Raw genomic sequence first — 16524 nt, forward strand, 5'->3', positions numbered from 1 at the left:
AATCCATCATGCAACATGGGGTTAATACCAAGCAAAGTATAGAAAGAAGAGGTGTATGTATGACGATTTTGGAAGTCAAAAATGTCAGCAAACTCTTTGGTCCTCACGCAGAGCAAGGTGTTCCGCTCCTGGAGCAAGGCTGGGGCAAAGAAAAGCTGGCCAAAGAAAAACAGATTACTGTTGGTGTTAACAAGGCCAACATGCAAATTAAGCAAGGTGAAATTTTCGTAATTATGGGGTTATCAGGTAGCGGCAAGTCCACTTTGGTGCGAATGCTAAATCGCTTGATTGAGCCTACCTCCGGTGAAATTCTGGTCCACGGCAAAGATCTCCGTAAGATGAACAAAGAACAACTCCGCGAGGTTCGTCGTAAAACCATCAGCATGGTTTTTCAAAAGTTCGCCCTGTTCCCACATCGAACTGTATTGGAAAATGTAGAATACGGTCTTGAAATTCAAAAGGTAGATAAAGCACAACGCCAGGAAAAGGCACAAACAGCGCTGGAACTGGTTGGTCTTAAAAACTGGGGCGATAAAATGCCCGATGAGCTGAGTGGCGGTATGCAGCAGCGTGTCGGCCTGGCACGTGCACTGGCAAATGACCCTGAAGTTCTCCTGATGGATGAAGCATTCAGCGCATTGGACCCTCTCATTCGCCGTGACATGCAAGATGAGCTGCTGGAGCTTCAAGATAAAATGAAGAAAACGATTGTCTTTATCACCCATGATCTGGATGAAGCGCTGCGGATTGGTGACCGGATTGCATTGATGCGGGATGGAGTGGTCGTACAAATTGGTACACCGGAAGAAATTATGATCCAACCAGCTAACTCTTATGTAGCCCGCTTTGTCGAGGATGTGGATCTGTCCAAAGTATTGACGGCTGCTCATGTCATGCTTCGTCCAGAAACCATCACAATGGACCGCGGTCCGCGTGTAGCTCTGGAATTGATGCGGGAGCGTGGGATTTCCAATCTATTCGTCATTGACCGCACCAAAAAGCTACTGGGTGTTATTAATGCCGAGGATGCTGTCCATGCACTGCGCAACAATTTGAAGATTGAAGATATTTTGATCACGGACGGACCGCAGGTTCCTGCTGAAACTGTTATTAATGATTTGTTTGAAATTACAAGCTCGTCCAAGGTGCCACTGGCTGTCGTCGATGACAAGCAGAAATTGCTGGGCGTTATCGTCCGTGGAGCTTTACTGGGTGCACTAAGTGGAGATGTACCTACTACAAAGGAGGTGAATGCCCATGATACCGAAACTGCCAATCGCTGAGTGGATTCAATCCATTGTAGACTGGATGGGTATTCATCTGGCTGGATTGTTTAATGTTATTTCTTCGGTAATTGAAGCGGTAGTAGGCTTTTTCTCTGGCTTGTTCATGCTTCCGCACCCTCTGGTGTTCATCGTGATCATCGGGATTATCGCCTTTATGATCGGGCGGGTGCAGCTTACACTGTTCACTGTCATCGGCTTCCTGCTGATTGATAATCTCGGCTATTGGAGTGAAACGATGAACACGCTCGGACTGGTCATCACGTCTGCGCTTGTATCCATTGTTATCGGGATTCCGATCGGAATCTGGTGTGCATACAGTAAATCAGCATCACGCATTATCACGCCTTTACTTGATTTTATGCAGACGATGCCTGCGTTCGTGTACTTGCTCCCGGCGGTTACCTTTTTCAGCTTGGGTGTTGTACCAGGTGTTATCGCCTCTGTAATCTTTGCGATTCCCCCAACCATTCGCATGACCAATCTGGGGATTATGCAAGTATCGGATGAACTGATTGAAGCTTCTGATGCTTTTGGTTCAACATCGGCGCAAAAGCTGTTTAAAGTACAGCTGCCACTGGCATTGCCTACCTTAATGGCTGGTATTAATCAGACGATTATGCTGTCACTGTCCATGGTTGTTATTGCTTCCATGATCGGTGCGGAAGGTATCGGTGCAGTTGTGTATCGTGCTGTGACCCAGCTGCAAATTGGTAAAGGCTTTGAAGCCGGCTTGGCTGTGGTCGTTCTGGCTATTGTACTTGACCGCTTTACACAAAATCTGTTCAAACCGACAAAAAAAAGCAAAAGTCGTGTATCCAGCAAGCAAAAAGTATGGATCACCTCTGCAGTTACAGCGGTTATTCTGATCGCTGGCGCATCTCAATATTTTGTTGGAACAGATCATTCCGCTGCTGGTAAAGGTAGTGCTGCTGCCAATCCGATTGGCGCAGAGGTTGATTATAAAATTATTGGTATTGATGCCGGGGCAGGCATTATGAAGTCGACGGCTAAAGCAATTCAAGACTACAATTTGTCTGATTGGAAGCTAGTCGAGGGTTCCGGTGCAGCCATGACGGCCACATTGGACAAAGCCATCAAAGCGAAAAAACCGATCATTATTACCGGTTGGACTCCTCACTGGATGTTCAACAAGTATGATCTCAAATATTTGGAAGACCCTAAAAAGTCTTATGGTGAAGCTGAGGGTATTCATACGATTGCCCGTAAAGGTTTGCAGCAGGACGCTCCTACTGCTTATGAGTTTCTAAAACGTTTCAAATGGACAGCTGAAGATATGGGTGAAATGATGGTTGCTATCCAAGAAGGGACCAGTCCAGAGCAAGCTGCCAAGGATTGGGCAGGGAAACATGCCGACAAGGTTCAGGAATGGACTCAAGGACTGCAACCTGTCAATGGCGACACCTTTAAGCTAAGCTATGTAGCTTGGGATTCGGAAATTGCGAGTACGAATTTGCTGAAATATATTATGGAAAATAATCTGGGTTACAAAGTAACCGCACTGCAAGTTGAAGCAGGTCCTATGTGGACGGGTGTCGCTAGTGGCGATGTAGATGCCTCACCGGCTGCATGGCTGCCGTTAACGCATGCGGATTACTGGGCTAAATACAAAGATAAACTCGACGACCTAGGTGCAAATATGACTGGTGTTAAAACCGGGTTGGTCGTTCCAGCTTACATGAATGTTAAATCAATTACTGAATTGCAGGGGAACGGAGCCGAAGCGGCTCCAGCCTCCGCCGCTACTGGGGACTTTGGCAAGGAGGTCGGCTACCGCATTGTCGGTACCGACCCTGGTGCCGGACTGATGAAGCTGACTTCTAAAGCTATCAGTGACTATGGATTGTCCGACTGGAAACTGCTTGAAAGCTCTGGAGCTGCAATGACCGCTACACTGGATAAAGCTATCAAAGCCAAGCAGCCTATCGTTGTAACCGGTTGGACTCCTCACTGGATGTTTAACAAGTATGATTTGAAATACTTAAAAGATCCTAAAAAGGCTTATGGTGATAAAGAAGAAATTCATACCATTGCCCGCAAAGGGTTGAAACAGGATGCTCCTGTGGCTTATGAATTTCTAAGCCGTTTCAAGTGGACTGCTGAAGATATGGGTGAAGTGATGATCGCAATTCAAGATGGTACTCCCCCACAGCAGGCTGCCAAGAACTGGGCTGATAAGCATCCTGATAAAGTACAGGAATGGATCAAGGGTTTGCAGCCCGTCAACGGCGATCCTCTGAAGCTGAGCTACGCTGCTTGGGATTCGGAAATTGCCAGTACGAACGTATTGAAATATGTATTAGAACAAAAATTGGGCTATAAAGTAACCGCGCTGCAAGTGGAAATCGGCCCAATGTGGACAGGCGTGGCTGGCGGAAGTGTAGATGCTACCGCAGCCGCCTGGCTTCCATTGACGCATGCTGATTATTGGGCTCAATACAAGGATAAAGTAGATGACATCGGAACCAGCATGACTGGCGTTATGTCCGGACTTGTCGTTCCATCCTATGTACCCATTGATTCTATTGAGGATCTCAAAACGCAATAATACTTCTTCCAATTTTAATTGCTACTAATAAGTAGAAGGCAGATCAGGACTACTCCCGATCTGCCTTTTTGATATCCAAATTTAAAATTGCTCTCAGCCTTTGATTGTGAACCCTTCTTGAGCGGGCACATCGGCATGCTGTGCTGTCGTCTGATGTTGTCTAAAGAATAACGGATAGATCACGAAGGCCACCAGCAGACTCACACAACCAATGACGCCCAGAGCAATCAAATCCTTAAAGATGTATGTGATATCCAGACCCTTGAGCGTAATGTTCCGTACTGCGTCCAAATAATACGTCAGCGGCAATATTTCAGCAAGCCCTCGCAAGAAGCCGGGCATTGCTTCTAATGGCCACGTATAACCTGACAGCATAAAGGAAGGAACAGCAATGAGCATCAGAGTTTGTGTTGCATCCACTCTGGTCTTGGAAAAGAGACTGAACAGGAACCCTAATCCACACAAAGCAAAGTTAAAGACCAGCGAAACCAAAATCAATGGCAGTACCTGTCCCCTAAACGGAATATCGAAGCATAAAGCGCTAATACTGAATACAGTCAGCACATTAAAAGCTCCCGCCGCATAATAGGGTGCTAGCTTGGCAATAGCCAAGCGCCAAGGGGTGTTTTTCCATGCGCCAAATCTTCCCCAAGTCCCAGCTTCCTTATCACGCGTGCAAGACAACGCAATACCTAGCAGCAAACACTGCTGGAGAGCCGCAGAAATAACCCCCAACGGCATGAAAAGCTTATAATCATATACCGGGTTAAATAGCACTCTGGATCGGAACGGGATGGTAGTCAGCGTCGAAGCGGCCTGATCGGCGTTCATTCCCTTTTGCTTCATGGAATTGAGTGATACTCCGGCACTCACGCTACTAATGACCTGATTGGCAATCCGACTGGCACTATTGGAATACATCATATTACTGCCGTCAATCAGCGTAAGCACAGGTGGATTTTCCCCATGCTTAAGCCGAGTGGTAAAGTTATCTGGAATGACAATTCCGACCTTGGCTTCCCCAGTCTCTACCTGGCGGACTACATCATCCTGATTGGTCACTTGCCGTGTAACGGCAAATGAATCAGTCGCGTCGAACGCCTGAATGATTTGGCGACTAAGCTGCGAATTATCTCCGTCATACACCGTAACAGGCATCTCGGTAATCCGCTGATGCGAATACAGGAAGCCGAACAGTATCGTATACACAATTGGCGTAATCAGCAGAATAGCCATAAAGCGGCGGTCCCGGAAGATACTCAGCCATTCCTCGCGAAACACATCGCGGATACGAAGTCTTTCCTGTGAACCCTGCATATTACTGCGCCCCTTTGCCTGTAAACAGAACCGTGGAGCCTGTTGGAACGGAAGCCGCAAGATCCGGTAATGCTACCTTCACACCAAAGGAACGGACATCCTTATCACCTGAGCTTTGGCTCGGTTTTTGAATGGCAAAGTCCGCAGCCGATTCTAACAGAATGACTTTGCCCTTCAGCTCCTTACCGCCTGACAGTAATTTAACTTGAACTGTATCCCCTGCTTGAAGACCGTTCAGAGACGTTTCCGGTACATAGAATTTAGCCCAACGCTGTGTGGATGTTTCAATAGTATAGACAGGAAATCCTGCGCTAGCCATCTCACCCAAGCTAAGCGACTTGGATTTTACGATCCCATCCTCAGGCGCACGCAGCGTAGTATAGCCCAAATAGGTCTGAGCCTCCTGAAGTGCAGCTTCCGCCTGGGCTACCTGTGCATTGGCACCTTCAACCGCAGATTGTGCCTGCTCTACCGTCGATTGCGCCGCCTTCACAGCGGATTGCGCTTGCTCTACCGAAGCCTGAGCAGCTTTGACATCTTCCTGTTGCACAGCCACTTTGCCCGCTCCTGCCTGTGCTTCCTTCACTGCAGCCAAGGCTTGACGGTATTGGGCTTCAGCCGCCGTAATTTCCTCCTTACGGCTTCCCTCCCGCGCCATATCCAATTTTTGCGACTCAGCATTATACTTGGCCACTGCCTGTTGATGTTCCAATGTCGCTTGATCCAGTGAGGCCTGAGTTGCTGCACCGGCTTCTTGAAGCTTTTTGGCACGCTCCAGATTTTTAACAGTCAGGTCCAGCGTTTCCTTCGCTACCTTCACAGATGCTTGCAATTGCTCAATCTCCTGCGGTCTTGCCCCGCTCTTGAGGGCATCCAATTTCGCTTTGGCGGCGTTCGCAGCCGCTTGGGCCTGTTCTATCTGGCTGGAGGAAGCCTCAGCAGTCACACTGACCGCTGTCGTACCTTGGCTCTTCTTGGCCTGAGCGGCGCTCACGGTAGCCTGTGCCTGGCCTACGCCTGCTTGAGCCTGCAATACGCTGGCTTTCGCTTTGGACACATTGCTCTTGGCTGCCAGCAAAGCAGCCTGTGCTTGCTTCACCTTATCTTCCAGCTCACGGCTTTCCAGATGGGCTATCACCTGCCCTTTTTTTACCTTGTCGCCCTCATTCACCAGCATCTGATCAATACGTCCCGCCATCTTAAAGCTGGCATTGAGCGTATCGGATTCTACATAAGCCGTAGGGATAGAAGAAGACTCATCTGCGGATAAGCTGCTGCTCCCTCGTGGGAAAGCAGTCAAAGCATAGATTCCTACAGCGATTAAAATAATAAGTACGATGTAAATCGCATATTTTTTGGCTTTCATGTTCTCATCACTCCACTTGTCTATTTAATGTTGCATACCCAGCGCGTTACATACAAATACTTCGGTACTTTCACGAACTTCCTGCAGATTCATCGTTTCGCCCCATACCATCGACCGCATTGGAGTAAAAATGTAAATGCCGAATAAACAATTTGCAGTCGTTTTTGCATCCAGCTTACTCGAAATTTTTCCATAGAACTTGCCGGAATCAATCTCTGCCTCCATAAAATCAAAATAGTCTGCCAGCACCTGCCTAATATTAAAATGCTGTTCCTGCGAGACCCAACCCTTACTGACCAGTAGACGGCAAAAATCCGGCTCTCTTCCAATGAACTCAATATGTACTTGGATCAGCTTGCGAACCCTCACTTCTACCTGATCCATAGGAATTTGAGCCATCGCTTCATGGATATCCTGGACAAAACGTTCCATTCCCATCTTCAAAATGTAAATGTACAATTCTTGCTTGTTTTTAAAATTGTAGTACAGGGTTCCTTTAGCTATGCCACACACCTTGGCAATTTCCTCCATATTTGTATCATTAAATCCTCGTTCGGAAAAAGCCTTGAGTGCGCCGTTAAAAATAATTTCCTTCGTTTGCTGTTTCATGCTTCCTCCTTTTTTGAACTGACCGTCCAGTACAAAAATTATGTATTTATTATAAGCCCATTTTCAGTTATCCAGCAATAGGAAATGTGCAAAAATGACCATTTTAGACACTTCGTCTAAACGATTATTCTAAAATAAAAATGCAAAAACGGATCGAATAAGTGAGGGGGTCACTCATTCGATCCGTTATTTCATAAAATCGGCTAATAAGGAGGCACATCTACGAATTATCAGCCGATTTTAAGGGAGGGCCGACTATTTCTTCACCGTTTGATTGTATTGCGCGATTTTGCCTGTAATTTCTTGTGCAGCTTGATCCAGAGCCTGTTTTGGCTGTTGCTGGCCACTCAGAACAGCCTCAATCGCACCTTCGACGATCTGACGCGCTTCTGGGAATACGCCCATCACTGCGCCTTGTGTAGCAGTAGATTGTGCCGATGCATGCAATTGGTCAACAGCTGTCTGGAATTGCGGATATTTTACCATGTTATCTTTGAGAACCTTCTCGTCATAGGCCGCCTTCGTGATCGGGAAGTACCCAGTATTCACACTCCATTGTGCCTGTACTGCTGGAGAAGCGACGAATTTAATGAACTCCCATGCTGCCTTTTGCTGGGCTTCAGGTTTGTTGTTCATGATGTATAAGCTCGCGCCGCCCACAACTACGCCGCCTTCTTTTGCTTCATTGGCTCTTGGCAGAAACCCTGTGCCTACTTCGAATTTATCGCCAACCTGCTCCACAATATTACGCAGCGAAGCGGTAGAATCCAGCGTCATCGCAATTTGTCCTGCGGAAAAGGCTTTCGCTGTATCGTCCGAGTTACGTCCCAGATTGGATACGACCTTTTCATCGATCATTTTCTTCCACCATGTCAGCGTTTTTACACCGGCATCCGAATTCAGCAACGATTCCGTAGCTGCTTGCTCGCGTCCATTGCCATTATTCACATAGTCCGCGTTCTGATTGGCAAACAGTTGCTCCATAAACCAGCCGTAAATGGCAATGGATGCACCAGATTTACCATCCTTACTTAAGGCTTTGGCAGCTTTTTCGAATTCATCATACGTTTTCGGAGGATTAGCTGGGTCAAGTCCTGCGGCTTTGAAAGCATCCTTGTTGTAATACAAAATCGGGTTTGACGTATTGAACGGCATGGCGTTCAATTTGCCATCAATCGTGTAGTATCGTGTAATATTCGGTTCAAGCTGCGACAAATCGAACTTATCCGCATCAATAAATTGTTGTACAGGCGTGATCATTTTGGAGTCGATCATGAATTTACTGCCGATTTCGTATACTTGAATGATGTCTGGTCCGCTATTAGAACCAAGCGACGCTTTCAGCTTGTTCAAGCTGTCATCATATTTACCTTGATATACTGGCTCTACCTGAATGTCCTTATGACTAGCGTTAAAGTCAGCAGCAATCTGCTTGATCGCTTTTTCACCGTTGCCGGACATTGAATGCCACCAAGTCAGCTTTACAGGTGAAGTTGCTGCTACCCCTGTATCATTACCATTACTCGGCTTCTCCGCCGCTGTATTGTTGCTACAGCCTGCTGCAACGACCATAGCAGTCAGAATAAGCAGGGTCAAAGCACTTTTCAAACGAAAAAATCTCATAATCTCTCTTCTCTCCCTTTGATTAAATGATTCTTGAATGAAATGTTTGTACTCTTGTGTGTTAAAGCTTTGTATATAGGCTGCTTGCGCAGGTGTTGCTGTCTTTTGCTTCTATAATTAGCCTTTAAGCGCACCCGCTGCCATTCCACGCACCAGCTGTTTTAATCCAAAGATCAGCAGGAGTAGAGACGGTAAAATGACAAGTGCCGTACCCGCAAACACCAGATTCCATGAAGTCGATTCCTGAAACTCCAGCATAGATATGCCGATCTGTACGGTACGCATATTCTCGCTATTTGTGACCAGTAAAGGCCAGAGATATGAATTGTACATGTTCAGGAACGAATACACAGCCAGTGTTCCGAGCGCAGGGCGCGATAACGGAAGCACATGAAACAGGAAATATCGGATATGTCCGCACCCATCCATACGAGCAGCCTCGAACAGTTCCTTGGGAAGCTGGAGAAAAAATTGTCTTAACAGGAACGTTCCGAACGCCGTCGCCAGAAATGGAACCGTCAACCCTTGATATGTATCAAGCCAGTTCCAGCTTCGTACCGTCAGATAGTTGGGAATAATAGTAACTTCCCAAGGGATCATCATCGTCGCGACAAACATGCTAAAAATGAAGTTTTTTCCCTTGAATTCCATTTTGGCAAAGGCATAGGCCGCCAAGCTGGCTGTAATCAGTTGTCCGATCATTGTCAGACCCGAAATGAGAAAGGTGTTGCCGATAAAGGCTGCAATCGGAACGATTTCAAACACTTCAGAAAAATTGGCCATATGAAAGGAATGCGGGAAAAAGCTTGGTGGGTAAGCGCTCGCTTCCTCCGGTGACATGACCGCCATAAAAAATGTATAAATAACTGGGTACAAAATCAGAGCGGCTGCAATCGTAAGCAGCACATACAATAATGTTGAATTCAGGTGTTGTTTCATTGGTAATGCACCTTTCTTTCCACCCACTTAAACTGAATCATCGTAAGCAGCAAAATGACAGCAAACAAGACAATGGCCTGCGCACTCCCTGTTCCGAACCGGAAATTAACGAAAGCTTCCTGATAAATGGAATATACAAATACATTCGTACTGTTCACCGGACCACCTTTGGTCAAGATATTAATTTGAGCGAAAGACTGGAAGGCACCAATGATGGAAACTACGGTCACAAAAAAGATCGTCGGTGATAGCAGCGGCATAGAGATACGCCAGAACGTGACCAACGGTCCGGCTCCGTCCATTTTGGCACTTTCGTACATGTCATCTGGAATCCCTTGAAGTCCGCTTGATAAGATAATGTAATTGAAGCCAAGATTCATCCAGATGGTCATTATGGCTACGGAGAACAACGCCCAATCTGGGCTGGTCAACCACGGAACTGGATTGATATGTAATAGGGAAAGCACATAGTTGAACATCCCCAGTGTAGGATGGAAAAGGAATTTCCAAATGACCGCAGATGAACCCACCGATAACACCATCGGTAGCGAGAAGGCAAACTGGAAGATACGCATTCCACGTAATTTACTGTGTGTAAGGGCAGCGAGTACCAGCGCCAGTAAAATACCCACAGGTACCGTCAATAGTGCAAAAAGCAGCGTGACCTTAATCCCCTGTAGAAACTGACCTGAGCTGAACAGCATAGCAAAGTTATCTAACCCCACATAATCTGCAACGTTTCCTGCGGGATCTGTAGAATGCAAGCTGAGATAAACGGACTTTATCATCGGATAAAACATAAATACAGCAAACAAAATAAGCGATGGAGCCAAAAAGGTATACGCCAGCGCGTTTTCGCGCAGTCTTTGAATTTTTAGCGAACCCGTGCGTATGCGAGCTTTAGACGATGTCCGTTGCTGGCTCCTCGTCCCCAGTCCCAAAGATTTGTTAAGTTCACCCAAAACGGAACGCCCCTTTCTTTTCAAACCAACCTCAGTAAGTGTATCGTTTTGATGTAAAGGGAACATCAAGTGAACTGGAGTAAAATGTTAATGTTTTGACTCTTTGTAAAACCTGTCTTACTTGGGTATTTGCACAAGGGCACAGGCTCCTGCATACGATATATCATTATATGAGTATGGAGGTCAGAGGCGAATGTCGTACAACACCGTCAGTCCGCAAACCTTATATCAAGCTAGACCGGAATTCCAACAAGAACTCAAAAAAGTCCACGATCATTTGCATTATCAATTGAGTCCCTACATGAACCACACGGTTAGGGTACAAACGATGGATCATCAGGTATATGAAGGAACGATTGCGCATATTGATGCGGATCATTTGTATTTGAGAGTGCCTCAGCAGTATCACTCATCCTCCTTAGGAACCCCGACCCCTGATCGTTCCTATGCCTACAACAATGTCATTCTGCCGCTGGTGCTATTTAATTTGTTGGTTATAGTCCTGTTGAGCTAGCGCTCGATCCATGCAGTCTGTCTAACTAAAAGACAAAAAAACCTCCAAATCCGTAAGGAGCCTACCCTTGGCACATTACGAAGTTGGAGGTTTTATTTATTTGTGTTCTTATAATCATTAGTTCTCACAGGAGATGCCTGCTTCCTGCTCTAGTACAGCTATAAAACGCTCTATACGTTCTTCATTCGGCAGGTGGCAGAACACCTCATTTACCCCCTGATTGATCAGCAGGATGCTCTCCTTAGTATCCGACAATTCCTTTTCCAGCTTAGCCAGCGAAATATGGTGATAATTAATGAATTTGATCCAAGGAATACCCATAGTGCAGGAATAAAAGATGATTCGTTGGGACGTTACTGCCAGCATTCCACAGAGCGGTATCTTCTCGGAGCTTTGCTGCAAATCATACGTACACCTAATAAAGGATCGGATGTGTTCGCCGGCTTCTAACGTCAGATTAATGGCTCGTAGCTCTTTTTCATCTGTTTTCATCCCGTCTCATCTCCTGTTCGAAGTTCAGGAACGAGTCGCAGCTCCATGACCTCAAATCAGCTTTTGCGGCTTGCCCCGTCGACCTCTTCCATTTTTCGTCAGAATAAGAACTGGACAATGACTGATCTCCACTGCACATTAAAACCAAGGATGGATATGTACAACTTAGCATGGGCACAGGATGTTATCAACAAGCAAGCGAGCACTGTTATTGAGCAAAATTCGGCGATGTGCGTCTTTTATATGCTAGCCTTTACCTCACTTACTATTAATAGCAGGCCGTATTAACTTCCTCCTGCCTGGAAGAATGATACAATGAAGAGATATAGTATGTAAAATTTAATATATTTAGGTATAATTACCCTGTTCTTACACGACGGAATGGAGAGAGCAAAAACAAGCTTTGTCTGAATCGATCAGTGCCAAGCCTGCATCGTATAAGATCGAGTGCAAAACTAATCTCTTGCTCCTCCGCATGCTTCCTGTATTAAACTCGCTTATCATTTCATAGAAAGGCTTCCCAAGTTTATTTAACTTGGAGGAAGCCCTTTTATCTATCTCGCTTGTAAATGAAATATTTAGGTAAAACACTAACAAATTATTAAATTAATATGTTTGTAATTGTGAGCTAGCTGAACTGTTGTGAACATATAGAAATAATTTGTATGTAGAGCTAAAGTAACCATTTATTTTAACCCAAGTAAATGTCAAGGTTGCACGAGCGGGTCTTGAATCAGTCTGTTTAGGTTGGTCGACTACCAAATTTTCTCCACTTGAGTACCCCCCAATTATATCAATATAAGGATCATAAGCGTCCGAAATGTAGCTGTAGCCACCTTGAACTAATGTATAATCAGCAAAAAATCTCGCTTTAACAAAAGAAGTTTCTTCTCTCACTGTTGCATTTGTAAATGTTCTATAACCAGTTCCTCCTGAGGCATATCCCCCTGAAACATCATTTGGAGTTATAACATGTTCTTCCTTTATTTTCGCGTTTGTAAGATCTATGGTTGATTGAATTACGGAGCCATCAGGAAACGTAGTTTTTTGAATTTTCATACCATCTGATGATTCTACTTCACTTGTAATACCAGTATCTTTTTTCTCTGGGTTGTCAGAATCAGGGAGTTCTCCTGCCTTAATCTTTTCTATTAGGCTTTGTTGCACTTTTTCCGAAAGACCCAAATCATTTAAATGACTAGATAATTTTTCGAAATCTTGATTTGAAAATGTAACTGAAGAAACCTCACTTGCAAAACTAGCGGGTGCCATTGAAAGTAAAAGAGAGACGGACAATATTGCAGACGCTACAACTTTTTTCATGTTCTTCCTCCTATAATATGGTATGATACTATTGAAAATTAACATATTATAGATTTATATGTCAAATATTATTAAAATTTGGAGGAAAATTTATGTTTGACAATTTATTTCTTCATGAAATGTCTATATTTTTATTTTTAGGAAGTGAATTATTGCTCTTCTCTTTTGCTCTTATTTTTATTATTTGCACTTTTAAACAAAACAAAGCAATGCATCGTTTGGATGAGATTTTGGCAGAAACAACCCACCTAATAAAATCGAAGTAAGGAGAGGATTCTGATAGGGACCTGGACTATATCTGTAACCATAATCTACTGGTTCTGCTTTATTCATATTTTTATATGTTCATGTGCGTTGATCTACCTCTTTAAAATAAGAAAAACAAATAAATTATTCCAAAGAAAAATAGAGCTGCTCAGTAAGCATTTAGAAATATTAAGAGAACAGCTTAAAAAAAAATATTAATATGCAAGACGGGTTACTAATATTAGATGCTATTCAGCTACCTTGAAAAGTTTAACTTAGAATCTTGAGGGATGTAATAATCCTTTTATTACAAAATCGCCAACAAGACCTCTCACAAGTTTTAACTCATGAGAGGTCTTGAACTAATTCAGAGAGAGCAAAAGCAGAAGTTCCCCTGTTACATTATGCTACACTCTTGAACTTAGTCTCATTAATTTACCGTATTTACCCTTAAGACCTGTTCTGGGGCTTATATCTTCCATACTATGCTTCTCTTCATGAGTTCTAATATGCTGAAGATAATTTTAAAAAATGAGGAATGGTATGCGCTTCTTCTTGGCAAGCTAATGTGAGAATACGTCAGAACGGAGAAGAAGCCTGATGAAATATAACCGTTTGCTATGCGCTGGAATCGCTGTTTCTTTGCTGAGTATTAGTCCTTGTCCCATTCCATATACGAATGCACAAGACACATCATACGCCTCTCCCGCTCCTACAAAGGGAAGAGCCTATTACGAAGAACGGGGCGACATTGTATGGGAAGTTCCTACCCATCGTAAGCTTATCGCTCTCACATTCGATGACGGACCGGACGAAAGCAATACGCCTGCCATTCTTGATTTACTTCAGAAATATGATGCGAAAGCGACCTTTTTTGTCGTCGGCAGCCGCGTAGAAAAGCTGCCACACCTTGTAAAACGGGAACGAGAGGAAGGACATGAAGTTGGCAACCATACCTTCCTTCATTCATCCTTTCAATATATTTCCCGCAATAAAGCTCTGTCCGAATTGAATCAAGGTCAGGCGAGCATCGTTCAGGCAACTGGAGCAGGGACCCATCTATTTAGACCACCAGGCGGCTCCTATAACGATACACTGGTCAAGCTATCCAAAGAGAAGGGACTGAAAATTATTTTATGGTCCTGGCATCAGGACACCCTAGATTGGCGAAAGCCCGGTGTACACCGTATCGCTGATAAGGTGCTTCGCAATGCCCGTAACGGTGATATTGTCCTCATGCACGATTATGTACATCAAAGTACACAAACCGTTGATGCCTTGAAGATTATTCTCCCTGAGCTCAAGAAAAGAGGTTATTCCTTCGTCACTGTATCTGAATTACTCTCTAATCGAGAAAAGCCGGATGGGCTGATTGAAGTGAATAAGTGAAAGAGCAATGTTGTACTTGTGACCTAAGATGATGGATCAGAAACTAGCCCCATGTTATCATGTGTACGCAAATAATCGTTCATATCATGTCATGGGGATTTGTTTTCAGTAGCTTGTTCCAGCAGTTTTAATGCTGTTTCTTCCGTTGTGATGAGCACATTCATGTAACCCCCATTCAATGCACCCAGGATTCCTGGAACCTTTTCTAATGATTCTGCTATACCGACAGAAAGCTTCGCCTTTTTGATTTGCTCCAGCGAAATGGTAAGGGTCCTATCTTCCAAACTTGTTTTGATCGAAGTACCGCTTTCGTCAAAGAAACGCGAGCAAATATCTCCGGCCGCCCGCCCATCTTCCAATTCTGTAATAAATGCATCGCCATAAAATCCTCTCCACTTCTCGCGCCCCTGCAATTTGGCTGAGCCAATGCCAAATAACGCAATATCCAACTTATCCCAATAATCAGAGATTGTCTTGAAGTAAGGGGAATTTATCAATTGCTCTCTGGTTTCCCTCTGCTCTGTAATCGCCGGTGCATCAATCATTAATGAACGGGCGTTCCACTTAAACGCTGCTTGATAACAAATAGTGTTCACATGGTAGCGGCTCTCTAGTTTTCCTGAGGGCCCGCCGACCATGGGAATGAACGTTACAAAAGGGCGGTTGTCGGTGGAGAATTCATCCACTACACTTGCTAGACTGCTTCCCCAAGAAAAACCGATAACATCCTTAGACTGAACCTTATGCTGTAGCCAATCTGAGCAAGCCCGGCCTATGGCTTTACGCTTAAGATGGCTTGGCTGAGCTGGATCGGTCATAACAACAATAGCTTCCTGAAGTCCAAAACATTCGCATAGCTTCTGCTCCAGTGGAAGCTGGTCGGCTGTCCCATAATTAATTGTAATACTCACAATCCCCTCTTCTCGTACCCGCTTCAACATCCGGCTGATAGTCGTCCGGTAAATGCCCAGCACTTTAGAAATTTCGCTCTGCGTCATATCCTGCTCATAATACATTTGGGCAACCTTAATTAAAAGTTTTCGGTCTTCCTGCAAATTCATCATCTCGCCCTCCCTTTGCGCATATTGCATTTGACAGATAAAAAAACCGTCGATATACTGTAGGCGATCATTTTGCACATATTTTATTATAATGCACAAATGTGCAGAGAATCAAATAATACGGGGAGATGATTACTTTGAGCACGGATACGATAAAAAACAAATGTGCCAAAGAAGCTCTAACTTATATCCGAGATGATACAGTCATTGGACTGGGAGGTGGAAGCACCATCTCCTATTTAATCAGGCAGATTAAAGAATCTGGTCGGCGCGTTAAGGTAATAACCCCTTCCGGTGCTACAGCCGCCCTTTGTATCCAGCATGGTCTGCCGCTGCTTCCGTTATGGTCTGTAGAGCAGATTTCCGTTGCTTTTGACGGCTGCGATGAGGTCGATGAACAGCTACGGGCGCTGAAGAGCGGCGGCGGCATTCATACCAGGGAGAAACTGGTCGCAACGATGGCGGAGCACTACATATTACTGGTAGATGAGAGCAAGGTGGTAAAGGAGCTAACCTTTAGTCATCCTGTCGTACTTGAGATTCTTGAGGATGCGCTATCTTATGTCCAAAAATCGGTTACCAGCCTGGGCGGCAACGGAATGGTCCGCAGCAGTCCAACTAAAGATGGGTATACCATTAGCGATTACGGGCATTTATTAATGGATGTTTATTTTCGGGAAAGGATAGATACCGAGAAGATTCAGAGCAGCCTAAAAAAGATTAGCGGAGTAATCGAGACATCATTGTTCACGGAGGAAGTGACAGGAGTGCTCGTTGGGAGCGAGCATGGAGTCCGATTTATGTCCCAAAAAATAGACACACCAAAATAAG

The 16524-nt window shown here is 44.7% G+C and carries 15 protein-coding genes; 6 read left to right on the top strand and 9 right to left on the bottom strand.

Translation table 11 applies throughout. From position 1 onward, the window contains the following. The first annotated feature begins 59 nt into the window (after positions 1-59). Positions 60-1283 carry a quaternary amine ABC transporter ATP-binding protein gene (locus HFD99_RS06835; protein ID WP_017426515.1) on the top strand — a complete coding sequence of 408 codons (1224 nt, stop codon included), beginning with the start codon at positions 60-62 and terminating at the stop codon, positions 1281-1283. Further along, entirely contained in the window at positions 1258-3852 is a 2595-nt protein-coding gene (locus tag HFD99_RS06840; protein ID WP_016821181.1) for a glycine betaine ABC transporter substrate-binding protein, read from the top strand. Before HFD99_RS06835 ends, HFD99_RS06840 begins: the two co-directional genes overlap by 26 nt. 93 nt (positions 3853-3945) lie before the next feature. On the opposite strand, the gene HFD99_RS06845 is transcribed toward HFD99_RS06840, so the two are convergent. The 6 genes from HFD99_RS06845 to HFD99_RS06870 form a co-directional block, all read right to left on the bottom strand. Then, positions 3946-5169, bottom strand: coding sequence for an ABC transporter permease (locus HFD99_RS06845; protein ID WP_016821182.1), 1224 nt, complete (start codon positions 5167-5169; stop codon positions 3946-3948). A 1-nt stretch (position 5170) separates the two neighbouring features. Further along, positions 5171-6535 carry an HlyD family secretion protein gene (locus HFD99_RS06850; RefSeq protein WP_016821183.1) on the bottom strand — a complete coding sequence of 455 codons (1365 nt, stop codon included), beginning with the start codon at positions 6533-6535 and terminating at the stop codon, positions 5171-5173. A 24-nt stretch (positions 6536-6559) separates the two neighbouring features. Beyond that, positions 6560-7144: a TetR/AcrR family transcriptional regulator gene (locus HFD99_RS06855; RefSeq protein ID WP_016821184.1), complete on the bottom strand. Its 585-nt coding sequence runs from the start codon at positions 7142-7144 to the stop codon at positions 6560-6562. A 255-nt stretch (positions 7145-7399) separates the two neighbouring features. Next, the gene (locus tag HFD99_RS06860) at positions 7400-8767 is read right to left on the bottom strand and encodes an ABC transporter substrate-binding protein (protein WP_016821185.1); all 1368 of its coding nucleotides are present in this window, start codon (positions 8765-8767) and stop codon (positions 7400-7402) included. A 117-nt stretch (positions 8768-8884) separates the two neighbouring features. Beyond that, positions 8885-9706 carry a carbohydrate ABC transporter permease gene (locus HFD99_RS06865; RefSeq protein WP_016821186.1) on the bottom strand — a complete coding sequence of 274 codons (822 nt, stop codon included), beginning with the start codon at positions 9704-9706 and terminating at the stop codon, positions 8885-8887. Next, positions 9703-10668 (bottom strand): carbohydrate ABC transporter permease, encoded by a 966-nt coding sequence (locus HFD99_RS06870; RefSeq protein WP_016821187.1) that lies wholly within the window; start codon positions 10666-10668, stop codon positions 9703-9705. Before HFD99_RS06870 ends, HFD99_RS06865 begins: the two co-directional genes overlap by 4 nt. 193 nt (positions 10669-10861) lie before the next feature. On the opposite strand from HFD99_RS06870, the gene HFD99_RS06875 reads away from it, so the two are divergent. Then, a complete protein-coding gene (locus HFD99_RS06875; protein WP_016821188.1) occupies positions 10862-11182 on the top strand; it encodes a hypothetical protein in 321 nt (106 codons plus the stop codon). Positions 11183-11299: 117 nt separating this feature from the next. Here HFD99_RS06875 and HFD99_RS06880 read toward each other — a convergent pair whose 3' ends face one another. Further along, positions 11300-11674, bottom strand: coding sequence for a hypothetical protein (locus HFD99_RS06880; RefSeq protein ID WP_016821189.1), 375 nt, complete (start codon positions 11672-11674; stop codon positions 11300-11302). A gap of 606 nt (positions 11675-12280) precedes the next feature. After that, complete coding sequence (locus HFD99_RS06885) at positions 12281-12997, bottom strand: hypothetical protein (RefSeq protein ID WP_031463101.1); 717 nt, start codon at positions 12995-12997, stop codon at positions 12281-12283. A 92-nt stretch (positions 12998-13089) separates the two neighbouring features. Between HFD99_RS06885 and HFD99_RS06890 the strand changes: the two genes are divergently transcribed. After that, on the top strand, positions 13090-13263 hold the full coding sequence (locus HFD99_RS06890; protein ID WP_017426507.1) for a hypothetical protein: 174 nt from the start codon (positions 13090-13092) through the stop codon (positions 13261-13263). Between the two features lie 580 nt (positions 13264-13843). Then, positions 13844-14632 carry a polysaccharide deacetylase family protein gene (locus HFD99_RS06895; protein ID WP_031463100.1) on the top strand — a complete coding sequence of 263 codons (789 nt, stop codon included), beginning with the start codon at positions 13844-13846 and terminating at the stop codon, positions 14630-14632. A gap of 89 nt (positions 14633-14721) precedes the next feature. Here HFD99_RS06895 and HFD99_RS06900 read toward each other — a convergent pair whose 3' ends face one another. After that, positions 14722-15696, bottom strand: a complete 975-nt coding sequence (locus HFD99_RS06900; protein ID WP_225164858.1) for a sugar-binding transcriptional regulator — start codon at positions 15694-15696, stop codon at positions 14722-14724. 125 nt (positions 15697-15821) lie between these two features. On the opposite strand from HFD99_RS06900, the gene rpiA reads away from it, so the two are divergent. Next, positions 15822-16523, top strand: a complete 702-nt coding sequence (gene rpiA, locus HFD99_RS06905; RefSeq protein WP_200879850.1) for a ribose 5-phosphate isomerase A — start codon at positions 15822-15824, stop codon at positions 16521-16523. Position 16524 lies beyond the last annotated feature (1 nt).

The sequence above is a fragment of the Paenibacillus sp. EKM301P genome (assembly GCF_011800295.1).
Taxonomy (GTDB): Bacteria; Bacillota; Bacilli; order Paenibacillales; family Paenibacillaceae; genus Paenibacillus; species Paenibacillus polymyxa.